The organism is Nocardia heshunensis, assembly GCF_054782115.1.
On record NZ_BAAGTC010000002.1, the window covers coordinates 629,454 to 654,893 of the forward strand.

Sequence of the window (25,440 nt, forward strand, 5' to 3'; positions counted from 1 at the left end):
CCTACCGGCGGGGGATGACAGGGGTCTCCCACGCCCGCGCGTAGCGGGTCTTGTCGGCCGACTTGCGCGGCTTCGCACGGTAGACCACATACGGTCGGAACAGGTATCCGACGGGGGCGGAGAACATGTGGACCAGACGCGTGTAGGGCCAGAAACCGATGAGCGACAACACGATCAGGCCGTGCACCTGGAAGGTCCAGGGCGTGCCGACCATGAGGTCGGGGTGCGGGTGCAGGGTGAACAGGCTGCGGAACCACGGCGAGACGGTGTCGCGGTAGTTGTAGGTGCCCCACAGCAGGTTGCTGCCCCAGGTGTTGAGCAGGCCGGTGATCAGCGCGGCGGCCAGCAGCACGTACATGAACTTGTCATTGGTGGTGGTGGCCTGGCGCACGGCGGTGAACTTGATCCGGCGGTAGATCAGAATGCTGATCCCGGCGATGACGGCAAGTCCCGCAACGGATCCCGCGGATACCGCCACCACGTGGTAGGTCTCCTCGGAGATGCCGACGAACTCGGTCCACGACTGCGGGATGAGCACCCCGAGCACGTGACCGCCGATCACGCCGAGCATGCCGAAGTGGAACAGCGGGCTGCCCAGCCGCAGCAGCCGCGACTCGTAGATCTGCGAAGACCTTGTGGTCCAACCGAATTGGTCGGTGCGGTAGCGCCACAGGTGGCCGAGTACGAAGGAGGTGAAGGCGATGTAGGGCAGCATCAGCCAGAGCGCGGAGCTCATCGGCGGGCCTCCTGTCCGGTGAAGGCGAGCGGGTCCATGGCGAAGGGGTCGAGGCCGACCTCTTCCTCGGGTGGGCCCTCGGCGGCGAGTTCGGCGATGCGCCGGCGGTCGGCGGTGGTGACCGGTGGCAGGGTCGCCACCACCGACGCCAGCACCCCGGCGTAGGGAGATCCGCTGTCGGACAGCGACAACCGCAGCAGTTCCAGCACCGGGACGTGTTCGCCCAGCAGTCGTTCGCCGCCGATGGGGTCGACGGTGGCGGCGAATTCCAGCAGCACGGGCAGGTGATCGGGGAGTTCCTCGTCGCCGAGTTCGACCCCGGCATGCCGGAAGGCGTGCTTGAAACGCAGCAGGGCCATGCCGCGCTTGCGGGTGTCGCCGTAGGCGTAGTAGCTCAGGTGCAGGCTGGCCCGGCGGCGCATGTCGAAGGTCTCGACGTACTCCTGCGCCAGCGCGATCGGGTCACCCGCGCGCAGGTGGGTGAGGAACCCGGCGAGCAGGGAACGCACCGCCTCCGGCAATTCCGTTGTGGCGGTATCGAGTTCGTCGAGCAAGGCCAGGGTTTGCGCGCTCGGGTAGTCGAGCAGCAGGGCCGCCAGCCGCCACACCAGACGGCGGTCCCGGTCGCTCATGGCCACGGCCGGTTCGGGCCGTCGCCGCAGTTTCAGCAGGCTCATCGCGCGGACCCGCCGGAATCGATTGCGGGAGTTTCGAGTTGATCGCGCCGAAGGGTGGTCCGGGCATTCGGGTAGTCGAGGGACAGGGCGTCCATCCGCCACGCCAGCCGCCGGGGGTGTTCGGCGGTGACGAGCGCGGGTCGGGATCGTCGCAGCTTCGGCAGTTTCATCGTGTCGCCCCGGTCGGCTCGGGCTCGATCGATTCGGTGTCGATCGATTCGGTGTCGAGCGTGCTGGAGTGGTGCCCATTTCCGTTGGCTCCGTTGCCATTGCCAGCGGCGCCGTTGCCGTTGGTGGAAGTGGGCACCAGCCCGCTGGTGCTCTTGCCGTCCCAGTTGAGCAGGTTGATGCGATTGCTCTTCTGGTCCGGGGCCGCGGCACCGTTCGTATCGGTGAGATGGAACTTCTCGGCCATGTAGTCGAAGGCGGTCATACCCGGGCCGCCGTCGGTGTCCAAGGAGCAGCCGGTGGCGAGCGAATCCAGTTCGTGGGCTTTGGATGTCGCGCCGGAGGGGATCACGTAGCGGTGCTCGTACTTGGCGATGGCCAGCAGCCGGTACATGGCCTCGATCTCCTCCGGCTCCAGGCCGACCGCCTCAGGGATGGACAGGTCGGGTTCCTGGCCGAGGTTGATCGAGCGCATGAACGACCGCATGCCCGCCAAGCGCTGCAAAGACGCACGCACCGGACCGATCTCACCGGCGGTGAATAGTTCGGCCAAGTACTCCAACGGGATTCGCAGCGCGTCGATCGCGCCGAAGAGGTTGTTGTGATTCTCCCCGTCGTGCCCGGTCTGGGTGAGGGTGTCGACCACCGGCGACAGCGGCGGCACGTACCAGACCATCGGCATGGTCCGGTATTCCGGATGCAGCGGCAGCGCGATCTGGTACTCGACGATCAGCTTGTAGATCGGCGAATCCTGCGCGGCGGCAATCCATTCCGGGGAGATCCCGGCGGCCTCGGCCTCGGCGACCACGCGCGGATCGTGCGGGTTGAGGAACACGCCCAGCTGCGACGGGTAGAGGTCCTTGTCATCGGTGACCGACGCGGCCTCCAGCACCTTGTCGGCGTCGTAGAGCATGACGCCGATGTAGCGCAGCCGTCCGACGCAGGTCTCCGAGCAGACGGTCGGGATGCCGACCTCCACGCGCGGGTAGCAGAACGTGCATTTCTCCGCCTTGCCCGTCTTGTGGTTGAAGTAGATCTTCTTGTACGGGCAACCGGTCACGCACTGCCGCCAGCCACGGCACTTGTCCTGATCCACCAGCACGATGCCGTCCTCGGCACGCTTGTAGATCGCGCCCGACGGGCACGAGGCCGCGCACGACGGGTTGAGGCAGTGCTCGCAGATGCGCGGCAGGTAGAACATGAAGGTCTCTTCGAACTCCAGCTTCACCTGCTCGGAGAGCTTGGCCAGCAACGGGTCCTTACCGACCTGCTCCGGCCCCGACCCCAGCGAGTCGTCCCAGTTCGCGCCCCAGGTGACCTGGGTGTCCTCACCGGTGATCAGCGACTTGGGCCGGGCCACCGGGGTGGTGTCCATCTGCGGGGCCGACAGCAGCGTGTCGTAGTCGTAGCTCCACGGGTCGTAGTAGTCCGACACGGTGGGCAGGTCCGGGTTGGCGAAGATATTGAGCAGCCGCTTCAACCGGGACCCGGACTTGAGGGTCAGCCGCCCCTTCTTGTCGAGGGTCCAGCCGCCCTTCCACTTCTCCTGGTCCTCGTAGCGACGCGGATAGCCTTGCCCCGGACGGGTTTCCACATTGTTGAACCACACGTACTCGGTGCCCGAGCGGTTGGTCCAGGCCTGCTTGCAGGTGACGCTGCAGGTGTGGCAGCCGATGCACTTGTCCAGGTTCATGACCATGGCCAGCTGTGCCATAACACGCATGATCAGTACTCAACTTCCTGCGAGCGCTTGCGAATGGTCGTGACCTCGTCGCGCTGATTTCCGGTGGGGCCGTGATAGTTCAGGGCGAAGGACTGCTGCGCGTAGCCGCCGATGAGATGCGACGGCTTGATCATGATGCGGGTCAGCGCATTGTGGATGCCGCCGCGTTTGCCCTTGCCCACCTTGGTGTCCGCCGCGCCCTCGATGCGCGGCACGTTCACCGCGCGGTCCTGGGCGTGGTACATGAACACGGTGCCCTCGGGCATGCGGTGCGACACGATCGCACGCGCCACCACGATGCCGTTGCGGTTGATCGCCTCGATCCAGTCATTGTCGGCGACACCGATTTTCGCGGCGTCCTTGTCCGACATCCAGATCGCCTGCCCACCGCGCGAGAGCGTCAGCATGTGCAGGTTGTCCTGGTAGGCGGAGTGGATCGACCACTTCGAGTGCGGGGTCAGGTAGCGGACGGTGACACCGTTGTCACTGACCTTGCCGATGCCCGGCTCACTGAACAGCGCCGTCATATCCAACGGTGGCCGGTAGATCGGCAGCTGCTCACCGAGTTCCATCATCCAGTCGTGGTCGAGGTAGAAGTGCTGGCGTCCGGTGAGGGTGTGCCAGGGCTTGTTGCGCTCGACATTGATGGTGAAGGGGGAGTAGCGGCGGCCACCCGTCTCACTGCCGGACCATTCCGGCGAAGTAATGACCGGGACCGGCCGAGCCTGGGTGTCGGCGAAGGTGATTCGCTTACCCTCGTGCTCTGCGGCGAGGTCGGCCAGCTCGGTTCCGGTGCGCTTTTCGAGCGCATGGAACCCTTCCACCGCGAGCCGGCCGTTCGTGGTGCCCGACAGGGACAGGATCGCCTCGGCCGCGTGCGTGTCCTTGGCCAGCGACGGACGGCCCTGCGCGATACCGGAAACCACGGTGCCGTTCACGCCGCGCAGGTAGTCCACCTCTTGATCGGGCAGCGTGGTCACGCCCTTGGTGGTCAGCCCCAACGTCTCGACGAGCGGTCCCAGCGCGGCCATCTTCTCTGCGACATTCGGGTAATCCCGTTCGACCACCACGAGTTTCGGCATGGTGACACCCGGAATCGGTTCGCATTCACCGTGTTTCCAGTCCAGCACCCGGCCACCGGCCTGCGCCAGCGCGTCCGCGGTGTCGTGCTGCAAGGGGACCGCCACCAGATCCTGGCGGACGCCGAGATGCTTCTCCGCAAGCCAGGAGAAGCCGCGCGCGATGCGGTGGAAGGCGTCGAAGTCGGTCTTGGCCTCCCACGGCGGGGAGATGGCGGGCGTGAAGGCATGCACGAAGGGGTGCATGTCGGTGGAGGACAGGTCGTGCTTCTCGTACCAGGTGGCGGCGGGGAAGACGATGTCGGAGAACAGGGTCGTGGAGGTCATGCGGAAGTCCAGCGACAGCAGCAGATCGAGCTTGCCGGTCGCGGCCTCGTCCCGCCATTCCAGTTCCTGTGGGCGGATGCCGGTGGTCTCCCCGGTCTGCAGGTTGGAGTCCGCGCCGAGGAGGTGCTTGTGGAAGTACTCGTTGCCCTTACCAGAGGAGCCGAGCAGGTTGGCCCGCCACACGGTGAGCACGCGCGGGAAGTTCTCGGGGGCGTCGGGATCCTCGCAGGCGAACCGCAGATCACCCGACTTCAGGCCGTCCACCACGTAATCCGCGACCGGCTTGCCCGCCTGTTCGGCCTCGTCGACGAGGTCCAGGGGGTTGCGGTTGAGGGTCGGATACGAGGGCATCCAGCCCAAACGTGAAGCGAGCGCGATGTTGTCGGCCGCGGTGCGTCCGGCGAACTGCCCCTTGGCCAAGGGCGAGGCGAAGGTCTCGCTGGTGAACGGGTCGTAGCGCCACTGGTTGTTGGTCAGGTACCAGAACACGGTGCCCTGCATCTGCCGCGGCGGACGCTGCCAGTCGGAGGCGAAAGCCAGTGTGGCCCAGCCGGTCACGGGGCGGCACTTCTCCTGGCCCACGTAGTGCGCCCAGCCGCCGCCGTTGACGCCTTGGCAGCCGGTGAGCAGCGTGAGGGTGAAGAAGCTGCGGTAGATCTGATCCGAATGGAACCAGTGGTTGGTGCCCGCGCCCATGAGAATCATGGAGCGGCCCTTCGACTTCTCCGCATTGTCGGCGAATTCGCGGCCGATGCGTTCGGCCTGGACGGCGGGGACGCCGGTGATCGATTCCTGCCAGGCGGGCGTGTACGGCTGGGTCGCATCGTCGTAGCCGGTCGGCCAGCTGCCGGGCAAGCCGGACCGGGCCACTCCGTACTGCGCCAGCAGGAGATCGAACACCGTCGTCACCCGACGCCCCGCGATGACGGTGGTCGGCACGCCGCGGGTGAGGACGGGGGAACCGCCGTCCTCGGCGTCGGCGGGCCCGTCGAAGCGGGGGAACTGCACGGCCGCAACATCTTCGGTGCGACTGTGCAGAGTCAACAGGGGATCGGTGTCCCCGAGATCCAGGTTCCAGCGGCCCTTGCCGGCCTCGGTGAAGCGATGGCCGAGCGAGCCGTTGGGCACCTGCGGAATGCCGTCCGCGTCCAGCAGCACCGTCTGGTGTTCGACACCCTCGCCGGTGAGTCCGAGATCGGCGGCGGTGAGGAACTTGCCGGGCGTGTAGGTGTGGCCGGAGTATTCGCCGTCGGTGGACCAGCCGCCGTCGTGCTCGTCGAGGGTGATCAGGTACGGCAGGTCGGTGTAGCGCTTGACGTAGTCGGTGAAGTACGGAGTCTGCTTCTCCACGAAGAACTCTCGCAGCACCACGTGACCCATGGCCATGGCCAGCGCGGCATCGGTGCCCGGGCGGGCCGGGACCCACTCGTCGGCGAACTTGGTGTTGTCGGCGTAGTCGGGGGAGACCACCACGACCTTCTGGCCGCGGTAGCGGGCCTCGGTCATGTAGTGCGCGTCCGGGGTTCGCGTCACCGGGACGTTGGAGCCCCACATGATCAGGTATCCGGCGTCGAACCAGTCCGCGGACTCGGGCACGTCGGTCTGGTCGCCGAAGACCTGCGGAGAGGCGACGGGCAGGTCGGCGTACCAGTCGTAGAACGACAGCATCGAGCCGCCGATCAGCGAGATGAAACGCGCCCCGACCGCGTGCGAGACCATCGACATCGCGGGGATGGGCGAGAACCCGGCGACACGGTCCGGCCCGTACTGCTTGATCGTGTAAACGTGTGCGGCGGCGGCGATCTCGGCGGCCTCCCACCATTCGGCGCGCACGAAGCCGCCCTTACCGCGCGCGGACTTGTAAGCCTTCGCCTGCTCCGGGTTCTCGACGATGGACTCCCACGCCAGCACCGGATCCTTGAGCCGCTCCTTGGCGGCGCGATACATCTCCAGCAGGGTGCCGCGCACGTACGGGTAGCGGATGCGGGCCGGGGAGTAGGTGTACCAGGAGAACGAGGCGCCACGCGGACAACCGCGCGGTTCGTACTCCGGCTTGTCCGCGCCCACGCTCGGATAGTCGGTCTGCTGGGATTCCCAGGTGATCACACCGTCGGAGACGTAGATCTTCCACGAGCACGAGCCCGTGCAGTTCACGCCGTGCGTGGACCGCACCACCTTGTCGTGCGACCAGCGTTCACGATAGAACTCGTCCGCCTCACGCCCACCCACCTGATGCAGGGTGCGCAGATCCTCGGAAACCTCGCCGCGGTTGAAGTACTTCCCCAGTCGAAGCAGCGCATCGGCGGACGAGTGTCCGTTCTGCGAGATAGCCATAACGCCCCCTTCGAGCTGGAAAACCGGGCTGCTGGCTCGACTGTAAGGACGTCGGGGGAGGCATCAAAACGGTTCGCTCACAATGCTCGGAGGAAGTTTGTGAGCTGTGAGATCGAAGAAATGTTCCGGTCACCGGGGGGTTGCGGCATCGTGCGGCACACTCGACAGTGACCTGGGGAAACAGTGAATTTTGTACGGAAATACATACCCGGATAGGTGTTTCCGGGGCACTGCGGTGATGCTTCCGAAACGGTCGGTTCTTGCTTACTTAATATTTGTTAACACATCTCCAGATAGCTGCAAGGTCGCTATAGGGTGCATTCATGCAGCGATTCGACGGAGTCATCGAGGCCGCCCGCGGAGGCGGTGCGCACATCCCGGTACCCCCGGAAATCATCGAGGCCCTCGGCGGCGGCGGACGCATCCCCGTCCAAGCCACCTTCGACGGCATCCCGTATCGAGGCTCCATCGCCGACATGGGCTCCGGCCCCTGCCTCGGCCTCCTCAAGGCCATCCGCACCGAACTCGGCAAGGGCCCCGGCGACCAGGTGATCGTCACCCTGGAACGTGACACCGCCGAACGCACCGTCACCGTCCCCGACGACCTGGCCGCCGCCCTCACTGCTGCGGGCGTCCGAGAAGCCTTCGACGCCCTGTCCTACACCAACCGCCGCGAACACGCCACGGCCGTCACCGAAGCCAAGAAGCCCGAAACCCGCACCCGCCGCATCACCAAGATCGTCGAGTCACTCACCGGGGGCGCTTGAACCACTCCGCAGCGCTGCCTTGGGTGAGAGCGCAGACGATGGCGATACTGGCGATGAGCCCGAGAAACCCGGGTGGGTGCTTCGTCGCCACACTGCCCAGTGAGACCAACGCCTCGAGGGTCGCGAGCATGGCCACGGTGCCCCGGAGGCCGTTCCCCGCGCTGCCGAAGCCGAGGGCCAGCAAGCCGATCACCATCGGGATGATGAATCGCCCGGCGGCGGTTCCGGAGGCATCGGCCCCGGCGAATACCCCGAGCAGCACGGTCGCCAGCAGGCTGAGCCCGCCGAAGAGGAGCGAGATCACCTGTGCCGCACGGACCGAGCTGGGCATCCGGGCGGCGGGCGGTTCCACTCGCTCACGTCGTCTGCTGGCCCTCTGAGCCCGGCGTTCCGCCCTCTGGAGCTCGGCTTCCTCGCGACGAATCGCGGCCTCGCGGCGAGTGGCGGCCTTGCTGGGCGCAACATACTTCCGCGGAGCTGTGAATCCGGAAGTGCCGGACGGCAATTGCGCACGTGATTCCGAGTCTTCCGCACCCGCCCGGTCGGCATTGAGATCCATCTGAATCCTCCCCATTTCCAGCGCCCGGGAAACGATCTCCCGGGATGACGCGGCGGTAACGATAACAATGACTCGGCAGTGGAATCCAATGGAGGTATCGGTGGAATTCAGATTTTCTGAATTACGTTGGGATACTGGACATTTCGGGTTCCTTGTGTGCTGAGTCGGCGGTAGAATTAGCACATGAATTCGAAGGGGGAAACACTCGACAACTGCGGCATCACCGCCCTGGTGACCGCAGTGCAGAACTTCTCGAACGCCATCCTGCGCGGCGACCTCGCCCCATTGACCAACGATGATTTCGTAAACATGCTGCGCGAGTTGGAAACCTGCAAACGCCAACTCTCCGCGCTGGACTCACGCCTCATCATCGACGCCACCGAACGCGACCTGCCGAAGTCCGTGGGTGCCAAGACCGTTCAGGACTTCCTGCGTCAAACCCTCAGCCTGTCCCGCTACGACGCCGCCGGTCGCGCCAAGATCGCCCGAGCCTGCGGCGGCCTGCTCGACGCCACCGGCCAGCCCCTCACCGACACCCTGTCCGCAACCGCGGAAGCCTATGAGTCAGGCGCAATCTCGCGTGACCACGTCCGCAACATGGTGGACGTGATGACCCACCTCCCCAAGGACATTCCAGCCGAAACCTACGCCGAGACCGAACAACTGCTCGTCGAGCACTCCCTGACCGGCGCACCCGACGACCTCCCCAAGATCGGCCGCGAAATCCTCGCCCGCCTCGACCCCGAGGGCACCGTGATCTCCGACGCCGACCGTCGCCGCCGCCGCGGCATCACGATTGGCCGCCCGGGTGTGGACGGCATGTCGAAGATCGAGGGCTGGCTGACCCCGGAACTGCGCGCCTACCTGGATGCCTTCCTCGCCAAGTTCGCCCGTCCGGGCATGTGCAACATTGATGACGCTGAGCCGCTTGCCCTGTCGGTCAAGCAGATCGACTCGAAGGTCCTCGACGATGCCGCCCGCCGAGACCGCCGTGATGCGGGTCAGCGCACCCACGACGCCCTCTACGCCCTGCTGCAGCCCGTCGCTCCCGCCAAGCGCGCCACCGCGACCGACGAGTCCACTGCTCCGGCCACCGTCATCAGCGAGTCCGCCACTGCGGCAGCCGGTTTCGGTCAGCACCGCGGCCTCAAGACCCAAGTCATCCTGACCATGAGCCTGGCCGACCTCGAGCGCGGTGCGGGTCTGGCGACCACCGCAACAGGCGGGCATGTCTCCATCAACGAAGCCCTCAAGATGGCCGAGGGCACTCGCCCGGTACTGGCAGTGCTTGACCCGCACGGCATCCCACTGTTCCTGGGTAAGAGCCAGCGCCTGGCGAGCCCCGGTCAGCGGTTGGCGTTGATTGCCCGCGACAAGGGCTGCACCCGCCCCGGCTGCGATGCACCCGCCTCGATGTGCGCGGCACACCACATCACCGACTGGGCCAATGACGGCCCGACCGATCTGTCGAATCTTGCTCTGGCGTGCGATCACTGCCACGCGCTGGTCAACGATTCCGCCGATGGCTGGAACACCGTGGTCATGGGTAAGGATTCCGACTTCCCGGGCCGCTGCGGCTGGATCGCCCCCAAGCATGTTGATCCGACCGGCACGCCGACGGTGAATCAGCGTCATCACTTGGCTGGGTTGGCAGCAGCGGCGGTCGAATCCAGTTGCCAACAGTGGGGTTCACGGGTCGCATGAACCCCGGGCCGCGGATGTACAGCTGGCGTTCGCAGGGCAATGGAGGTGTGGTGGCGTCGCCTGCCCTGCCGGACTTGGGCTGACGCCGGGCCGCCTACCGTCAGCCCGCCGATCCCGGCCCACGGACTGCACGCATCACCTTCTCGAGACAAAACTCAAAGAACCAAAACCGAAAGAACCAAAAGCCCAGAGACTCACGACAAGCCGGATCCATCCACCCTGCGTCGCAAGCCTTCTCGACGTTCTTTGACAACTCCATAGAGCCCTGACCCTCCGCCCGGCGCTCAAAAGCCTCCACCGGCCAGCAGATTCAGAACGCGGCCAGACCACCGCGCTGATCGCCCGCCCCGCCCGCCCACCCACCGTTCCCGCACGCGCCGCGCCCCGTGAGCGGATCCGGAAACGCGGCTACGCCGCCCGCCCGAGCCCGCCAGCCGGTGCGCAAACGCGGCTACGCCGCCGACCCGCGCCTCCTGTATCTGTCCCGCACTAATTTGTTTTTGCTCTTCGTTCTTGTTCTTCGACACCCACACCGGGCCGATGCACGGCCGAGCGGTGAGGCGGCTGGTACCGCCGGCCAGCGAGCCCAACCCAGCCCCGTCCTATCCCCTTCTCCAGGCGTCTTTTGTCTTTTCTTCTTTTGGCTCTTGTCTTTCGCTGTTACTCAGCGATCAGTTCGGCCTCTGAGTCGAGTGCTCGTTGAGCATCTTCGGAAACCCCCACAGCCCCCGGCTGATAGGTCACCGACCGAAGGCCACCGGTGTAGCGATACACACCGTGACGGTCGCGGAGATCCCACGAGACCGGACCGCGAGCATCGACTCCGACGGAGATGCCGGTCCAGGGCGACATGCCTACCAGTTGAACTTGATCCGGGAGGGACGCGGCGCGGACGCCATCGATGCCGATGGTGAAATCCCATCGCAGATGAGGTTGCACCGTGGCAGACAGGGTGAGGAGCCGACTGCCAGACGGGATTTCACCGGCATCGACCGTCGAGTATCGCCCGTATCCGTTGTAGCCGAAGATCAGATGTCCGTCCTCGACGTAGAGGAGATACCCGCCCAAGGGGTCGCCGTGCGCGACGAGGACACCTTCGTCACCCGGCTGATAGCCGGAGAGATCCACGGCGATCGTGAAGTCCCGGTACGCGATCAGGCGTTGTGAGCGATAGCGCTCCAGCGTCGGAGTACCAGGCAGGATCCGGACGGGATCGCTGAGCCGAGCCTCCTCCGGCCGCCGCGTCGCCAGATCCTGGCGGGTGACGAGCGGGAAAACCGTGTTGTGCCAGGCGGCTTCGTCCCAGGCTGCCGAGAGTTCGGCCACCTTGTCCGGGAGCTGCTCGGACAGGTCGTGGAGTTCGGTGGGATCGGTGCGCACGTCGAACAGCTGCCATCGCGGATTGTCGATGCCGCGCTCGGGTTCGTACAACGCCAGTAGCTTCCAGCCGTCGCGGTAGAACCCGCGATGCCCGGTCATCTCGGAGTACTGCTCCACATGTTGGGAGACGACGGCCGGATCACGCAGGACGCCCGCAGCGGACACACCGTCGAACTCCTTGGCGGGCAGCCCGTTACGCACCGAAGGACGCTGCAGCCCGATCAATTCGAGCAGAGTCGGCGCGAGGTCGGTGATGTAGACGTACTCCTGACGCACCCCGGAATCCTCATCGGTGCGAGGCAGCCCCCGCGGCCAGGACAGCACGAACGGCACCCGCACCCCGCCCGCGAAGGTCTGCCCCTTGTAGAACCGGAACGGCGTATTCGACGCCTGCCCCCACCCACGCGGATAGTGCACACCGAGCTTCGCGCTGCCGATCAGCGAGTCATCGTGCGGCACATCGCGTTCCCAGTCCGGCTCGTCGACCTGAGCGAACTGCGCGAAGTACGTCCGAGTCCCCTCCGGCCCGCCCTCGGCGGTACCGCCATTGTCGGAGGTGAACACGATGATGGTGTTGTCGAGCTCCCCGAACTGTTCGAGGGTCTCCACGATCCGCCCCAGGCTCTGGTCGATGCTGTCGACCATGCCCGCGTACACCTCCATGTACCGCTCGAACCGCGCCCGCTGCTCCGCGGTCAGCGAATCCCATTCCTGCGCTTCGTAACCCGGCTCGGTATTGCGCGGCTTCTGCTGCGTCCCCTCGGGAAAGAGCCCTTGCGCGATCTGCTCGGCGAATCGGGTCTGCCGCAACCGATCCCAGCCCTCGCGGTACCGCCCCCGATACTTGGCCTGATCCGCCGGCTTGGCCTGCAACGGCCCGTGCATGGCGGTATGCGCGAAGTACAGGAAGAACGGCTTGGTCGCGTCGTGCGCCCGCAACTCCTTCAGGTAGCCGATCGCCCGATCCGTGTAATCGTCGGTGAGGTAATAGTCCTCCGGATACTCCTCGACATTCACCGGAGAGCTGTCGGATACCAGCTGATTAGGGTGATAGAAGGAGTTCAACCCCTCCAACGACCCGTAATACCGGTCGAATCCCCGCTGCGTCGGCCAGGAATCCCGGGGCGCGGCCGGATGCAGCGTGGCATCGCGGACCAGATGCCATTTACCCACAGCGTAGGTCGCATATCCGTTGGCGCGCAGTATTTCCGGCAGCGTCAGCACATCGTCCGCCAGCTCCAGCCGCAACCCCGGATACCCCGGATCGGCATTGGCGACGAACCCGAATCCCGCGCGATGGGAATTGACACCCGTCAACAGCGCCGCCCGCGACGGCGAGCACAGCGGCGTGGTGTGAAAGTTGGTGAGCCGCAATCCATTGGCGGCCAGCCGATCCAGGGTGGGCGTCTCGATCTCGGAGCCGAACGGCCCGATATCGCTGAATCCCATATCGTCGACCAGCACCACGATGACATTGGGCGCGCCGGCGGGCGCGGTCGGGGGATACAACCAATCCGGTGTGGAATCGGCAGTGGTGCGGCCGATTTCGCCGGGGAAGTCTTCATAGCCACGTGCATTGTCGGGGACTGACATGCACATCAGCAAAGGCGGCGCCCTCATTCGCGGCCAGGGTTTCACTCTCGCTGCGTGCAACCGGTGATCCGTCATGCAACCGCCGATAGCGTCGCCGAACACGATCAAGGCCCGGTCCACACTCGAGGTTTTCCAGATGAATTCGTCCCCCGGCGGTCACGACCGCCGTCTTTTCCTGCGCAGTTCCGCCGTCGCCGCGCTGGCGATCCTCGGGGGCGGGGCGCTGGCCGCCTGCACGTCCGCGGTCAGTCAGCAGCGTGGTGGTGACGACAATGCGCAACCCGTGCGCGGCGGAACCCTGAAGTACGGCGTGCTGGTGGATATCGTCCCCGCCAACCTGCTCACCAATACCGGCACCACGCCGTACGTGGTCGGCCTGGTCTTCGAGTCGCTGGTGCGCTACCCGCACGACAAGCTGGAACCGCAGCCGCTGTTGGCCAAGAGCTGGACGGTCGCACCCGACGGCAAGACCGTGACACTGGATCTGCGCGACGACGTGAAGTTCCACAGCGGCCGCCCGTTCACCTCGAAGGATGTCGAGTTCTCGCTGCGCACCTACGCCGACCCCAAGTGGTCGGCCCAGCTCAAGAGCACCGCCGCGGCCGTCACCGGCTTCGACACCAGCGACCCGCACAAGATCACGCTGACGCTGGATCACCCACTCAGCAACCTCTTCGATTTGCTGGACACCGTCCCCATCCTGGACAGCGAATCCATCGACGCCCTCGCCACCGGCGACAAGCTCGTCGGCACCGGCCCGTTCCGCTTCGCCTCACGAATCCCCAACCAGCAGTTGGTGTTCGAGAAGAACCCGAACTACTGGGTGCCCGATCGCCCCTACCTGGATCGCGTCGAGTTCACCGTCATCTCCGACAATCAGGCCCAGCTCAACGCCCTCAAGACCGGGCAGATCCACCTCGCCGACGGCATCACCTACCGCGACAACGAGAATCTCGCCAAGGTCGACGGCTACCGGGTCATTCCCTTCGAGGGTGCCGAGCTGCAGGTCTACGTCGGCGTGAACGTCCAGGATCCCTCGCTCGCCGATGTCCGGGTGCGGCAGGCCATCGCCTACGCGCTCGACCGCGACCGCATCATCAAGGAAGTCTTCCGCGGCGCGGGCTACCCGCTGAACCTGCCCTGGCCCAAGGGTTCTCCCGCCTTCGACGACTCCCGCAACACCCGCTACGCGCGAGATGCCGCCAAGGCCAAGCAGATTCTCGCGCAGCTGCCCAAACCGGCGAAGCTGCCCCTGGCCTACAACTCCTCGTACTCGATCTTCGAGAACACCGCCCAGATCGTGCAGGCCAACCTCGCCGAGATCGGCATCGACGTGGATCTCGTCCCCACCGAGAACGCCACCTTCATCAAACAGCTGATCTCCGCCCAGTTCCCGGGCCTGTGGATCACCGACCACTCCTGGGCACAGCTGCAACCGGCCACGCTGACCGTCAGCGCCTACCCGTTCAACGCCCGCAAGAACGCCTCCCGCTACGAATCCGCCGACTACGTCAAGGCGGCCGACACGGCCTGGCAGCTACCGCAGGCCAGCGGCGCGGACGCCACCCGCGCCTACCAGGCGCTCAGCGATCAACTGCTCGACAGCCTGTTCCTGATCGAGATCGGCGTGCACTACCCGCAGGATGCCGCCAGCCGACAACTGCACGGTTTCAACTGGACCAAGCGCCGCGAGCATCTGTTCACCGAGGCGTTCCTGGCATGATCGCCTACCTGCTGCGCCGGGTGCCCTCCGCGGTCGCGGTGCTGTTCGGCGCGTCGGTGCTCATCTTTCTGCTGCTGCGCCTGGTTCCCGGCGATCCCGCCACCACGCTGGCAGGGCCGGACGCCACCCCGGAAACCATTGCGGCCATTCGCCATCAGCTCGGACTCGACCGGTCCATCCCGGCGCAGTACCTGTCCTGGCTGCGCGGTGTTTTCACCGGAGACCTGGGCCGCTCCTACGTCATCGGCGGCCAGATCGCCGACCTCATCGGCCGTGGCCTGTCCAACACCCTGATCCTGGCCGCCGCCGCGCTACTGCTGGCCGTCACGGTCAGCCTGAGCGTGTCGATCGCGTCGGTGCTGTGGGATCGGCGCTGGCTCAACGCCCTTGTCGCGGCCGCCAATACGGTGGCCGTGGCGATCCCGGTGTTCGTGACCGGCGTGCTGCTGGTGCTGGTGTTCGCCGTCGCCATCCCGATCCTGCCCGCCGGCGGGCTGCCACCGGACGGGTTCCTGGCACGGCCGGATATCGCGGTGCAGTACCTGCTGCTCCCGGCCGTCTGCCTGGGGCTGCCGGTCGCGGCGGCGCTGACCCGCTTCCTGACCGAGGCGCTGCGCACCGAACTGGCCAAGCCGTACGTGCTGACCGCCCGCGCCCTGGGTATTCCCCAGCGCCGCATCGTCACTCGGGGCGCGCTGCGCAATGCCCTGCCGACCCTGCTCACCACGCTGGGCATCCAGACCGGCAACCTGCTCGGCGGTGCGGTGCTGGTGGAGGCCGCCTTCGCCTGGCCGGGCATCGGGCACCTCATCGAACAGGGCATCAACCGGCGCGACTACCCGGTGGTGCAGGCGCTGCTGCTGTTCTCGGTGGCGGTGTTCGTGGCCATCCAGTTGACCACCGACATCGTGCACGCATACCTGGATCCGCGAATCCGCATCGGAGGAGGGGCATGAGTACCGCTGGTCATCCCGATTCGAGCACGTCCAGTCATCCCGGCGTGCTTTTGGCCGGGATCCATGAGAACGGTGTGGATTCCGGCCAGAAGCGCGCCGGAATGACGAGGGCGGTTCTTCGCGGACAGGGCCTGGCCGGGCTGCTGTTGATCGCCGTCATCGCGATCGCGGCCCTCACGGCTCCGCTGCTCACCGAATACGGTCCACTGGAACAGATCCCGGGCGCGAACCTCCTGGGTGCGGGCGGGGACCACTGGCTCGGCACCGACGAGGTCAATCGCGATGTCCTCACCCGCATGCTCTACGGCATCCGCGTCGATCTGCTCATCGCGTTCGTCGCGGTGCCGATCGGTGCGGTGCTGGGCTCGCTCATCGGGCTGGTGGCCACCATCAACCCGGTGGCGGATGTGGTGGCGCAGCGCATATTCGACCTCATCCTGGCGTTTCCGGCGCTGGTCTTCGCCATCGCGCTGACCGCCATCACCGGACCCGGCGCGCACGCGGTCATCATCGTGATCATCGCCGCCGAACTCCCCATCTTCGGCAGGCAGATCCGCACCGCGGTGCTGGCCGTGCGCGAGCAGCCGTTCGTCGAGGCGGCCGAGATCATCGGCGCGAGCACCGGGTGGACGCTGCGGAAACACGTGCTGCCCAATGTGATCGAGCCGCTCGCCGTGCAGTTCGCGCTGTCACTGTCGCTGGCGGTGTTCGTCGACAGCGCCATGAGTTTCATCGGCATCGGCGTGCGCCCGCCGGACCCGTCACTGGGCTCCATCATCGCCGAGTCCACCCGCAATCTCGACGCCAATCCCGCCATGGCGGTGGGCCCGCTGCTGGTGGTGTCGGCATTGACCCTCGGCTTCCTGTTGATCGCCCAGGCCCTGGGCCGCGCTCGGAGAATCGGATGAGCCACCACGAAAACCCACTGGAAATACGCGATCTCACCGTGCGCTTCGGCACGCGCACCGTCGTCGACGGCGTGCACGTCCACGTCGCCCGCGGCGAAACCGTGGCGCTGGTCGGCGAATCCGGCTCCGGGAAGTCACTCACCGCACGGGCCGTACTCGGGCTGCTCCCCACCGGGGCGACCGCCACCGGCTCGATCTCCCTCGATGGGACCGAGATCGTGGGCGCGACCGAGGCCGAGCTGCGCCCGCTGCGCGGCACCCGCGCCGCCATGGTGTTCCAGGAACCTCAGACGGCCCTGAACCCCGTGCAACGCATCGGAACCCAGATCACCGAGGCGCTACGGGCACACCGGCCGATCGGCAAGTCCGAGGCCCGCGCCCGCGCCCTCGAACTACTCGGCCTGGTCGGCATCCCCGAACCCGGCAAACGCGTCGACTGGTACCCCCACCAACTCTCCGGCGGCCAGAAACAGCGCGTGGTCATCGCCCTCGCCCTCTCCGGCGACCCGGACCTGCTCATCGCCGACGAGCCCACCACCGCCCTCGACGTCACCGTCCAGGCCGAAATCCTCGACCTGCTCCGGGACATCCAGCGCCGCAACAACACCGCCATCCTGTTCATCACCCACAACCTCGGCGTCGTCGCGGCCATCGCCGACCGTGTCGTGGTGATGCGCGCGGGCCGAATCGTCGAAACGCAGGCGGTCCGAGACCTTTTCGCCGTTCCACAGGACCCGTATACCCGCGAACTGCTCGCTGCGGTGCCCACCTTGCCGGATGCGCCGGAGCCCCCGGTCGCAGCGACGAACCCCGCGGTACCGGACACGGCAGAGCCGAAAGTCGCCGAGCTCAAAGTGGTTGAGGCGAGTTCGGAGGATGCGGCCTCCGATCGCGAGACGCCGCCCGCGCCGGTGGCCGACCCCGTGTTGCGGCTCAACGGGGTCTCGGTGGTGTACCGCCAGCGTGGCCGCGAATTCCAGGCCCTGCACGACATCTCGTTGACCCTCGCCCCGCGCGAGGTCGTCGGGCTGGTGGGGGAGTCGGGGTCGGGGAAGAGCACGCTGGGGCGGACCGCGCTCGGGCTGATCCCGGCCGCGACGGGAGAGGTGGAATTGCAGGGTGTTTCGTTGCGGGGGTTGCCGCGGCGGGAGTTGCGGGGTCTGCGCAAGCAGGTCGCGCTGGTGCATCAGGATGTGACGGCCTCGCTGGATCCGCGCCGCAGCGTGGAGGATTCCATCGGCGAGCCGCTGCGGGTGCACCGGGCCGCCTCGGGGGCGCTGCTGCGGGCCCGGGTGGGCGATCTGCTCGAGTCGGTGCGGCTGCCGCGCGATTACGCCGGCCGCCGCCCGGGGGAACTGTCCGGCGGGCAACGGCAGCGGGTGGCGCTGGCCCGCGCGCTCGCCCTCGCGCCCCGCCTCCTGGTGGCCGACGAGCCGACCAGCGCGCTGGACGTGTCGGTGCAGGCACAGGTGCTCGACTTGTTCACCGACCTGCGCGCCGAATACGGATTCGCCTGCCTGTTCATCAGCCACGATCTGGCGGTGGTGCATCAGGTCGCCGACCGCGTGGTGGTGCTGCGAGCGGGTCGTGCTATCGAAACAGGGCTGGTCACGTCGGTTTTCGGGGCCCCGCGCGAGGAGTACACTCGGCGCTTGCTCGATGCGGTGCCCGCCCCCGATCCGGCACGGGCACGGCGTGCGGAAAACCGCGCGCCGAACGTGCCCCTGGCATTGGGGGCCTGAGGGTAATTTGATGAGTGCGATTCCCCGGTTGTGACCGCCATCGCGCCGGAACTTATACCGATAGGAGTATCCGGTGATACTGATTGGATTTGTCACGCTGAACTGTTCGTAACCGAATCTGTGTAAGTTTCCGTTCTGAAGGAGATCTCGGCGGTGCCTCCAAGAGTGAGGCGAGGTGGGCCCGGAGATTCCGTGAAGGAGGGAACCAGGTGGGCGCGAGAGCGGCATGTGGACAAGATTCTCGGGAACTCGAAGCACCCACCTTCGGAAACCTGCTCCGGCGACTGCGCGACAATCGTGGTGTTTCCCGCGAACGACTGGCATTCAATGCCGGCGTAAGCGCAAGTTACATAACGCATCTGGAGAAAGGCGACCGGGGCAACCCGACCCGCGAGGTGGTCGAGGCGCTCACCCGCTACCTCGACCGGTTGGTTCCGCTCTCGGTCGCCGACCGCCGCCAGATCACCGATCTGGCAGGTCTGGGCGCCGGTGAACTGACCAGCCCCGAGGAACTACGCGCGGCCATCACCCCGGAGATGACCCGGGCGCTGGAACTGCACAGCCCGAATTTGGCCGCGCTGCTCGACATTCAGGCCAATGTGCTGGCCAGCAACGACAGCTGGGACGACGCCTTTCCCGGCGTGCGCGAAGACGGCAATATGCTGCGCTGGTTCTTCGGCAACGAACTGGCCACCCGGGTCATGGTGAACTGGGAGAACGATGCCCGCCAGGTCGCGCGCTGGATGCGCGGATTGATCGGGCGGTCGGGCAATGTCGATAATTTCGCCGACCTGATTCGCGAACTCGGGGAATTCCCGAAATTCCGGCAGGCGTGGTCGGAAGGCGGCGTCGAGTTCGCACCGCACGTGTGGACGCTGCATCTGTGCAATCCGGTGACCGGACTGCGCCGCCGCGTCTACGCGCAAACCGGGCGGCTGGACGGCGCCGCCTATCCCGGCCAACTGCTCACGATCCTGGGCCTGCCCGGCTGAACTGCTTCGTGCCGGGCTGAACTGCCCACCCAGCCCGGCTGGACCCGGCCGCCCAGCGGGACGGCCCGCCCGCTCAGCGGAATGATCAGCCGCGCAACGGAATGAACTCGGCGAGCGCGCCGTCGGCCGCGTCGGCGGGCACGATCACCACGCCGTCGCGATGCAGCAGGTCCGCCAGATGCGCCGTCCGCAGCCGCAGATCGCCACGGAAGCCGCCGCCCGGCAGGGCCTGGGCCGGGACGATCCGGGCCACCGGAGCAGTCAGCTCCGCGGCATTGACCAGCGGCCCCATGATCGGGTTGGCCGCCCGCGCGCCCGTCATCCCTTCCACGGTCGCGGCGATCAGGCTCAGCAGTGTCGCAACGGCGGCGAATGGATTACCGGGCAGCCCGAGAACCACTGCACCCGTGGCCAATTGCGCCACCACCGTGGAACCGCCCGGCCGCACCCGCAGCCGGCGCAGCAGCATCTCGGCCCCGGTGCGGTCCAGCGCCGCACGCAGTTGGTCGGCCGCGCCCCCGCCGGTCGCGCCGACGACGAGCAGCAGGTCGCAGTCAGTGGCCGCCGCCAGCACCTCGTCGAAGGCATTCTCGGTGTCGCGCAGGTGCACCCGGTCGATGGTGGTGATCCCGTACCAGCTCAGGACGTCGGGCAGGATGGGGCCGATCGAGTCCCGGGTCTGACCGACGTGCAAGGGGCCGTCGCCACGAATCTCGTCGCCGGTCATGACGATTCGCGCGCGCACCGGGCCGCGCACCGCGGCGGCGGTCACCTCGGCGCTGGCGGCCACCGAGATCAGCGCGGCGCCGACGGGCGTGCCCGCGGCCGCCACCTCGTCGCCGGGCATCCAGTACTCGCCGCGGCGGCGCACATCCTCGCGAATCGGGGTGTCCGGCAACCGATACAGCGTGCCGTCGGCATCGATGCGCACGAACTCGTCGCGCACCACCGAGGAGGTGCCGTCGGGCACGTGCGCGCCGGTGGCGATCCGCACCGCCTCCCCGTCGAGCAGGCCGACCGGCCGTTCACCGCCCGCGAATCCGATATCGCGGCGCAGCTGCCAGGGCCCGTCCCCGCTCACCGCGTAGCCGTCCATGGCCGAAACATCGAAGCGCGGCAACGCATCCCCGGCCAGCAGCGGCTCGGCCAGCGACGCCCCGCGGGCCGCCCGCAGCGCCGCGCGCCGGGCCGGGAGCGGAGAAATGCTCCCGCGCAGCACATCTCGCGCCTCGTCGAGCCACAGCGGGTCCGCGCCCCGCGCCGCGCCGGTGCGGGCCCGGCGGACATCCTCGGGGGTGTCGCAATCCTCCACGCCGGGCAGCGCCACCATCGCGGTCTCCACCGGCACCAGCGCCTTCATCGGCCGATTCACCAGGGAATCCAGGCCCGCGAGCGCCTCGGTCAGCGCGGCGCGACGCCACACCCCGACCAGGTACTGGGGCCGACCCGAGGCGTCCGCAGCGAAGACTGCGTCACTGCCGGAATCCCGTGCGTGCGAAAGCAGTTCGTCGATCGCGGCGGCGGTGAGGAAGGGCATGTCGGCGGCCAGCACCACGATCAGCCCGGCCGGGAACTCGCATCCGGCCAGCGCGCCCAGCCCCGCCGCGATGGCCGCGACCGGACCCGCCCCGGCCGGTATCTCCTGTGCCTGAAGGACTTCCGGCGGCAGTTCGGGCCGGTGCGGTCCGACCACCACGGTCCGCGCGCACCCGGTGACCGCCGCCAGCGCCGCGTCCAGCATGGAATGCCCACCCACCACCAGCGCGGGTTTGTCCACGCCGCCCATCCGGCTGGCCTTCCCACCGGCGAGCACGATGGCGTCGACGGGTGTCACGAGTCGGCTCCGGAGACGGTGCGCGCGGATAGGTCACTGGGCATGGTTGAAGATCGTAGTGGCACGCCCTCGCGGGCTTGTCGGGCGCGCCGGAAACCTACGCTTGCTATGCAATTGCCGATACTCGTTACGTTATGCGATGTGGTACGACACATAGTAGAAATGGCCTTGTTTTAACGTTGGGAACTACCTCATATGGCAGTATCCGACCTGAGAACTGACGAAGAACGCGGCGTTCGTCACAGTTCACACCAGGCGTCACACCGGGTCCCACTGTCCGGTACCAGGAGGACTCAGAGCGATGAAGGTTGGTTTGCTGAATGTTTGTGGAGAGGGAACGGCGTGGTGCTGGGCGTGAAACCGGATAGGGACTCCGACGATCTGAAGCCCCCGACATTCGGACTGCTGTTACGCCGCCTGCGTGATGCCCGTGGTGTATCGCGAGAAAGGCTCGCGTTCAATGCCGGTGTGAGCGCCAGCTACATCAGCCATTTGGAGAAGGGCGATCGTGGCCATCCCACCCGGGAAGTAGTGGATGCGCTGCTGCGATATCTGGATCGAATAACACCGCTCTCGGCTGTCGAGCGCCGGCATCTGCTCGATCTGGCCGGACTCGGGGTCAGCGAATTTCCGACCGTGGAACAACTGCGGGCCGAAATCACCGACGACATGCGCCGCGCGCTCGAACTGCACGAGCCGAATCTGGCCGCCTACGTCGACACCCGCTGGAATGTGCTGGCCTGCAACGAAAGCTACGCGCGCGCTTTCCCCGGACTGGCCCGCGATGTGAATATCCTGCGCTGGTTGCTGGGCAATGAGATGGCCCGCGACGCCATGGTCGAGTGGGAGGAGGAGGTCCGGCTGACCGTGCACTGGCTGCGCGGGCTGATCGCGAGCTCCGGCGACACCGCCTGGTCCGTCGAATTCCTCGCTGAACTCGGACGATTCGGACTTTTTCGGGAAATGTGGGACGAGGGGATCGCCGCCTACGGCCGGCCCCGCGCCACCATGAAACTGCGCGAACGCGACGGCGGCCGTCGCTTCGACATCGCGGTGCAGCTGTTCAGCGTGTTCAATGCCGCCTATCCCAGCCAGATTCAGATCTTCCTCGGCATTCCGAGCTGGCACGAGGATCAGGAGACCGAGCGGCCGTGACCTTCGGGGCACGGCTCGCGGGTCACGTCCTCACTGCACTGCTCGAGATCGTCACTGGGCGGCTTGAATCTCGGGCAACCCGCGCCGGTTCAGCCACGGCGCGCCCAGGGCCTGCGCCAGCCTGCTCTCGCGCTTGACGGTGGCCCGCTCCACCAGCCGGATCAGCAGCGGCACAACCACTTCCGGATGCGTCCAGGCCGCGCCGTGCCCGGCGCCGGGAATGGTCACCACACCATCGGACCCGGACAGTCCGGTGGCTATCGCCTCGGACTTCTGGGCGGTGCTGGTGGCATCGTGACTACCGCGGACCACCAGCGCCGGGGCGGTGATCTCGGGTAGTCGATGCAGCACCGAGCGCCGGTCCATCAGGCAGCGGGCCGCGGGCGCGATGGCCTGACGGTCCGAGCCGTACCAGCGGCTGGTCCAGGCCCGCCATAGTCGCGGATCGGTGCCCCCGATGATCTGCGGGGCCAATTCGGCCACCAGCGGGGCCATCGGCTCCGAACCCGTCCAGCGTTCGAAGAATTCGCGATAGAAGGCCAATTCCGACGGGCTGCACGCGCTCGCCTCGGTATCGATCAACGCCAGCCCCTGCACCCGCTCCGGGGCCAGCAATGCCATGCGCAAAGCCGCATACCCGCCCTGGCTCATTCCGCCGACCACGGCCTTCTCGATGCCGAGTTCATCCAGCACCGCCAATCCGTCGGCGGCCAGATCCCAATAGCTGAACGGTTCGCCATCGGGTGACTGGGTGCGTCCATGGCACCGCGCATCGATTGTCACGAGATTGACGCCGGCGGCTGCCAGGGGTTCGCGCATGGGCTCGAACATCGACTCGTCCATGAAGAATCCGTGGGCGAGCAGCAGGGTGGGGTTGGTCCCGGCGCCGGGGTTCCGGTGCTGGTCGACGTTGAAATGGACGGTGGCTGAACCGGATCGCACATAAGGCATGGTCGGACCATAAACGGCGGAAGCGGTCGCTCCCTAGATGTTTGCCCGCGTGGTGCCAGGCACCCTCCGGTGCGGTTCCCGACGGGTACCCACACTCGTCAGTGTCAGTACTGCTAGGGGTTTGCCCCAGATTGCCTCAAAACTGGACAACAAGATCACAATGCCTTTTTAATCAGGCCGTGGCGCTTTTGGGACAAGCGCAATTTCAAGGGAGGAAACAATGTTCGACATCACCACCGCGGCCCGCCGTAACGACTTCCGGATCGACCGCGGCGCCGGTTTGCGGGAGTCGCTGGAAGGGCTGCTGCTGCACGACGGGGTCGGCCTGGATGCACGTATGCGGCACGCGATTTCCGCGGTCGTGCACCTCGCCGTCGACGCCCCGCTCGGTATTCCGGAGGACGCCGAAGAATTTCTCGGCCGACTCGACGCTTCGTGGCTGTTTGCCGCTTGGAACGACAGCGATCAGGAACTTTCCCTGCTGAATACGCTCGCCGGCGGTGCGGTGCCGGCATTGAGCTGGTGTGAACTCATGTTCACCACCGCACTCGCGCCTTGGTCGGGCGCACCGGCAGCGGTGCATGCGCGTCGCATCTTCGTCAATGGCGAGCAGGCCCGGTTGGCCGCGGTCGCCGGTGATTGCTCGATGGGTTAAACGTACCGACCGTTTTCTTTTAGTGGCCATTGATCGAAGGGATATGGAAGTGAAGATGCTATTTACCAATTTCGACGCCATGTTCGAATCCCTCGCTCGCCGGGACGGATCCGAGAGCGAATCCTGGCATCAGCAGGCGCTGTGCACCCAAACCGATCCGGAGGCGTTCTTCCCCGACAAGGGCGGCTCCACCCGGGAGGCCAAGCGCATCTGCACCTCCTGCGAGGTGCGCAAGGAATGCCTCGACTACGCGCTCAGCCACGATCAGCGCTTCGGCATCTGGGGCGGCCTATCGCCGCGCGAACGCCGGCGCTACGAACGCGGCGCGGCCTGAGCGATGACCCGGGCCGATCCGCCGCGGGGAAGCGGCCGGATCGGCGGCCTGCTATCGATCCCGGTCAATCGATAGTTGGCTGTAGCAAACAGAATTCGTTGGTTTCCGGATCGGCCAGCACCACCGGATCAGCGGCGTTCACCGGAGCGCCCGCCACCACCGGCACCGCGCCCGCGGCCCGCAACCGGGCCGCCTCCGCGGCCGGGTCGTCACAGGGAAAGGCGACCAGATCCAGATGCAGGCGGCCGCATTTGCCCGCCGCTTCCGGCCGGTGCAGGAATTCCAGCCACGGGCCCTGCCCGGTGGCCGAGCGGATCCCGGCGTAGCGGGAATTCTGCAGGGTCAGCGGCCAACCCGTGGCGGTGGACCAGAATTCGGCCAGCCGCAACGGATCCCGGGTATCCATCGCGATGGCCGCGACCGCGCCGGTGTCCACGTACTCCTCACGCGGCTCCAGCACACAGAACTCATTGCCCTCAGGATCGGCCAGCACCGTCCACGGCACCGCACCCTGACCGATATCCACCCGGCGCGCGCCCAACGCCAGTGCGCGATCCACCTGCAGCCGCTGATGATCCAGGGAGCGGGCCGACAGATCCAGGTGGATGCGATTGAGGGCGGTCTTGGGCCGCCGGGCGGGCAGGAAGGTGAGCGCCACGTCCAGGCCGTCCGGGTCCGGCGCGGCCACATCGACCTCCCCGGGCCGATCCACCGTCACCTCCCAGCCCAGCAACTCGGCCCAGAAGCGGGCCACCGACCTGGGTCGCTCCGCATCGAAAACCACGCATGCCAGCCGAGTGGACATGAATCCCACGGTAACCGCCGGGCCGGGATCCCGGATCAGGTCTGCGGGAAGTGGTGCCGGGCGCGGCGCATATCCACCCGGCCGTCCACCATGGGGCAGCCCTCGGCGATCAGCTCCGCCAGTTGCCGATGCGCCAAATGCGGTGCGGGCGTGCCATTTGCGCGCAAGACCCGATGCCACGGCAGATCGGCCGCATCGGTGCGCATGATCCAGCCGACCGTGCGCGGCGTGGACAACCCCGCCGCGGCCGCGATATCCCCGTAGGTGGACACCCGGCCCGGCGGAATGGCCGCCACCAATGCGCGCACCCGCTCGACTTCGGCTTCGGTGGTTGGCAT

Annotated in this window: 21 protein-coding genes; 10 read left to right on the top strand and 11 right to left on the bottom strand. The window is 66.8% G+C overall.

Translation table 11 applies throughout. The features are described from left to right. Position 1: 1 nt before the first annotated feature. The 5 genes from narI to ACYVN4_RS03030 are packed head-to-tail and all read right to left on the bottom strand — an operon-like array spanning position 2 to position 7,044. A complete protein-coding gene (narI, locus tag ACYVN4_RS03010; protein WP_460717656.1) occupies positions 2 to 736 on the bottom strand; it encodes a respiratory nitrate reductase subunit gamma in 735 nt (244 codons plus the stop codon). After that, positions 733 to 1,413: a nitrate reductase molybdenum cofactor assembly chaperone gene (narJ, locus tag ACYVN4_RS03015; protein WP_460717657.1), complete on the bottom strand. Its 681-nt coding sequence runs from the start codon at positions 1,411 to 1,413 to the stop codon at positions 733 to 735. Before narJ ends, narI begins: the two co-directional genes overlap by 4 nt. Beyond that, the gene (locus ACYVN4_RS03020) at positions 1,410 to 1,583 is read right to left on the bottom strand and encodes a hypothetical protein (protein WP_460717658.1); all 174 of its coding nucleotides are present in this window, start codon (positions 1,581 to 1,583) and stop codon (positions 1,410 to 1,412) included. Before ACYVN4_RS03020 ends, narJ begins: the two co-directional genes overlap by 4 nt. Next, a complete protein-coding gene (narH, locus tag ACYVN4_RS03025) occupies positions 1,580 to 3,295 on the bottom strand; it encodes a nitrate reductase subunit beta (RefSeq protein ID WP_460718349.1) in 1,716 nt (571 codons plus the stop codon). The genes ACYVN4_RS03020 and narH overlap by 4 nt, the downstream gene beginning before the upstream one ends. 11 nt (positions 3,296 to 3,306) lie before the next feature. After that, complete coding sequence (locus ACYVN4_RS03030; protein ID WP_460717659.1) at positions 3,307 to 7,044, bottom strand: nitrate reductase subunit alpha; 3,738 nt, start codon at positions 7,042 to 7,044, stop codon at positions 3,307 to 3,309. 323 nt (positions 7,045 to 7,367) lie between these two features. Between ACYVN4_RS03030 and ACYVN4_RS03035 the strand changes: the two genes are divergently transcribed. Next, entirely contained in the window at positions 7,368 to 7,811 is a 444-nt protein-coding gene (locus ACYVN4_RS03035) for a YdeI/OmpD-associated family protein (protein ID WP_460717660.1), read from the top strand. Here the strand turns inward: ACYVN4_RS03035 and ACYVN4_RS03040 are convergent. Continuing rightward, the gene (locus ACYVN4_RS03040) at positions 7,795 to 8,163 is read right to left on the bottom strand and encodes a hypothetical protein (protein ID WP_460717661.1); all 369 of its coding nucleotides are present in this window, start codon (positions 8,161 to 8,163) and stop codon (positions 7,795 to 7,797) included. The genes ACYVN4_RS03035 and ACYVN4_RS03040 overlap by 17 nt on opposite strands. 390 nt (positions 8,164 to 8,553) lie before the next feature. On the opposite strand from ACYVN4_RS03040, the gene ACYVN4_RS03045 reads away from it, so the two are divergent. Beyond that, positions 8,554 to 10,074 (top strand): HNH endonuclease signature motif containing protein, encoded by a 1,521-nt coding sequence (locus tag ACYVN4_RS03045; RefSeq protein WP_460717662.1) that lies wholly within the window; start codon positions 8,554 to 8,556, stop codon positions 10,072 to 10,074. A gap of 660 nt (positions 10,075 to 10,734) precedes the next feature. Here ACYVN4_RS03045 and ACYVN4_RS03050 read toward each other — a convergent pair. Next, positions 10,735 to 13,047, bottom strand: a complete 2,313-nt coding sequence (locus tag ACYVN4_RS03050; RefSeq protein WP_460717663.1) for an arylsulfatase — start codon at positions 13,045 to 13,047, stop codon at positions 10,735 to 10,737. A gap of 136 nt (positions 13,048 to 13,183) precedes the next feature. Between ACYVN4_RS03050 and ACYVN4_RS03055 the strand changes: the two genes are divergently transcribed. From ACYVN4_RS03055 to ACYVN4_RS03075, 5 genes are all read left to right on the top strand, one after another. Next, positions 13,184 to 14,770: an ABC transporter substrate-binding protein gene (locus ACYVN4_RS03055; protein WP_460717664.1), complete on the top strand. Its 1,587-nt coding sequence runs from the start codon at positions 13,184 to 13,186 to the stop codon at positions 14,768 to 14,770. Further along, positions 14,767 to 15,726, top strand: coding sequence for an ABC transporter permease (locus ACYVN4_RS03060; protein WP_460717665.1), 960 nt, complete (start codon positions 14,767 to 14,769; stop codon positions 15,724 to 15,726). Before ACYVN4_RS03055 ends, ACYVN4_RS03060 begins: the two co-directional genes overlap by 4 nt. After that, positions 15,723 to 16,634, top strand: coding sequence for an ABC transporter permease (locus tag ACYVN4_RS03065; protein WP_460717666.1), 912 nt, complete (start codon positions 15,723 to 15,725; stop codon positions 16,632 to 16,634). The genes ACYVN4_RS03060 and ACYVN4_RS03065 overlap by 4 nt, the downstream gene beginning before the upstream one ends. Then, on the top strand, positions 16,631 to 18,376 hold the full coding sequence (locus ACYVN4_RS03070; RefSeq protein ID WP_460717667.1) for a dipeptide ABC transporter ATP-binding protein: 1,746 nt from the start codon (positions 16,631 to 16,633) through the stop codon (positions 18,374 to 18,376). The genes ACYVN4_RS03065 and ACYVN4_RS03070 overlap by 4 nt, the downstream gene beginning before the upstream one ends. 209 nt (positions 18,377 to 18,585) lie before the next feature. Further along, the gene (locus ACYVN4_RS03075) at positions 18,586 to 19,368 is read left to right on the top strand and encodes a helix-turn-helix domain-containing protein (RefSeq protein WP_460717668.1); all 783 of its coding nucleotides are present in this window, start codon (positions 18,586 to 18,588) and stop codon (positions 19,366 to 19,368) included. Positions 19,369 to 19,453: 85 nt separating this feature from the next. On the opposite strand, the gene ACYVN4_RS03080 is transcribed toward ACYVN4_RS03075, so the two are convergent. Then, positions 19,454 to 21,202, bottom strand: a complete 1,749-nt coding sequence (locus tag ACYVN4_RS03080; RefSeq protein ID WP_460717669.1) for an NTP transferase domain-containing protein — start codon at positions 21,200 to 21,202, stop codon at positions 19,454 to 19,456. A gap of 354 nt (positions 21,203 to 21,556) precedes the next feature. On the opposite strand from ACYVN4_RS03080, the gene ACYVN4_RS03085 reads away from it, so the two are divergent. Beyond that, positions 21,557 to 22,357, top strand: a complete 801-nt coding sequence (locus ACYVN4_RS03085) for a helix-turn-helix transcriptional regulator (RefSeq protein WP_460717670.1) — start codon at positions 21,557 to 21,559, stop codon at positions 22,355 to 22,357. A 51-nt stretch (positions 22,358 to 22,408) separates the two neighbouring features. On the opposite strand, the gene ACYVN4_RS03090 is transcribed toward ACYVN4_RS03085, so the two are convergent. Beyond that, positions 22,409 to 23,308: an alpha/beta fold hydrolase gene (locus ACYVN4_RS03090; protein ID WP_460717671.1), complete on the bottom strand. Its 900-nt coding sequence runs from the start codon at positions 23,306 to 23,308 to the stop codon at positions 22,409 to 22,411. 220 nt (positions 23,309 to 23,528) lie between these two features. Between ACYVN4_RS03090 and ACYVN4_RS03095 the strand changes: the two genes are divergently transcribed. Continuing rightward, the gene (locus ACYVN4_RS03095) at positions 23,529 to 23,963 is read left to right on the top strand and encodes a hypothetical protein (protein ID WP_460717672.1); all 435 of its coding nucleotides are present in this window, start codon (positions 23,529 to 23,531) and stop codon (positions 23,961 to 23,963) included. A gap of 55 nt (positions 23,964 to 24,018) precedes the next feature. After that, a complete protein-coding gene (locus ACYVN4_RS03100; RefSeq protein ID WP_460718350.1) occupies positions 24,019 to 24,297 on the top strand; it encodes a WhiB family transcriptional regulator in 279 nt (92 codons plus the stop codon). A gap of 64 nt (positions 24,298 to 24,361) precedes the next feature. Here the strand turns inward: ACYVN4_RS03100 and ACYVN4_RS03105 are convergent, their stop codons facing one another. Beyond that, entirely contained in the window at positions 24,362 to 25,102 is a 741-nt protein-coding gene (locus ACYVN4_RS03105; protein WP_460717673.1) for a VOC family protein, read from the bottom strand. Positions 25,103 to 25,137: 35 nt separating this feature from the next. Beyond that, positions 25,138 to 25,440, bottom strand: coding sequence for an MGMT family protein (locus ACYVN4_RS03110; RefSeq protein WP_460717674.1), 303 nt, complete (start codon positions 25,438 to 25,440; stop codon positions 25,138 to 25,140).

What these genes read in the sequence shown, in the direction of transcription:
- narI (WP_460717656.1), bottom strand. Translation starts at nt 736, where the DNA reads ATGAGCTCCGCGCTCTGGCTGATGCTGCCCTACATCGCCTTCACCTCC.
- narJ (WP_460717657.1), bottom strand. Translation starts at nt 1,413, where the DNA reads ATGAGCCTGCTGAAACTGCGGCGACGGCCCGAACCGGCCGTGGCCATG.
- ACYVN4_RS03020 (WP_460717658.1), bottom strand. Translation starts at nt 1,583, where the DNA reads ATGAAACTGCCGAAGCTGCGACGATCCCGACCCGCGCTCGTCACCGCC.
- narH (WP_460718349.1), bottom strand. Translation starts at nt 3,295, where the DNA reads ATGGCACAGCTGGCCATGGTCATGAACCTGGACAAGTGCATCGGCTGC.
- ACYVN4_RS03030 (WP_460717659.1), bottom strand. Translation starts at nt 7,044, where the DNA reads ATGGCTATCTCGCAGAACGGACACTCGTCCGCCGATGCGCTGCTTCGA.
- ACYVN4_RS03035 (WP_460717660.1), top strand. Translation starts at nt 7,368, where the DNA reads ATGCAGCGATTCGACGGAGTCATCGAGGCCGCCCGCGGAGGCGGTGCG.
- ACYVN4_RS03045 (WP_460717662.1), top strand. Translation starts at nt 8,554, where the DNA reads ATGAATTCGAAGGGGGAAACACTCGACAACTGCGGCATCACCGCCCTG.
- ACYVN4_RS03050 (WP_460717663.1), bottom strand. Translation starts at nt 13,047, where the DNA reads ATGTCAGTCCCCGACAATGCACGTGGCTATGAAGACTTCCCCGGCGAA.
- ACYVN4_RS03055 (WP_460717664.1), top strand. Translation starts at nt 13,184, where the DNA reads ATGAATTCGTCCCCCGGCGGTCACGACCGCCGTCTTTTCCTGCGCAGT.
- ACYVN4_RS03060 (WP_460717665.1), top strand. Translation starts at nt 14,767, where the DNA reads ATGATCGCCTACCTGCTGCGCCGGGTGCCCTCCGCGGTCGCGGTGCTG.
- ACYVN4_RS03065 (WP_460717666.1), top strand. Translation starts at nt 15,723, where the DNA reads ATGAGTACCGCTGGTCATCCCGATTCGAGCACGTCCAGTCATCCCGGC.
- ACYVN4_RS03070 (WP_460717667.1), top strand. Translation starts at nt 16,631, where the DNA reads ATGAGCCACCACGAAAACCCACTGGAAATACGCGATCTCACCGTGCGC.
- ACYVN4_RS03090 (WP_460717671.1), bottom strand. Translation starts at nt 23,308, where the DNA reads ATGCCTTATGTGCGATCCGGTTCAGCCACCGTCCATTTCAACGTCGAC.
- ACYVN4_RS03095 (WP_460717672.1), top strand. Translation starts at nt 23,529, where the DNA reads ATGTTCGACATCACCACCGCGGCCCGCCGTAACGACTTCCGGATCGAC.
- ACYVN4_RS03100 (WP_460718350.1), top strand. Translation starts at nt 24,019, where the DNA reads ATGCTATTTACCAATTTCGACGCCATGTTCGAATCCCTCGCTCGCCGG.
- ACYVN4_RS03105 (WP_460717673.1), bottom strand. Translation starts at nt 25,102, where the DNA reads ATGTCCACTCGGCTGGCATGCGTGGTTTTCGATGCGGAGCGACCCAGG.
- ACYVN4_RS03110 (WP_460717674.1), bottom strand. Translation starts at nt 25,440, where the DNA reads ATGCCAACCACCGAAGCCGAAGTCGAGCGGGTGCGCGCATTGGTGGCG.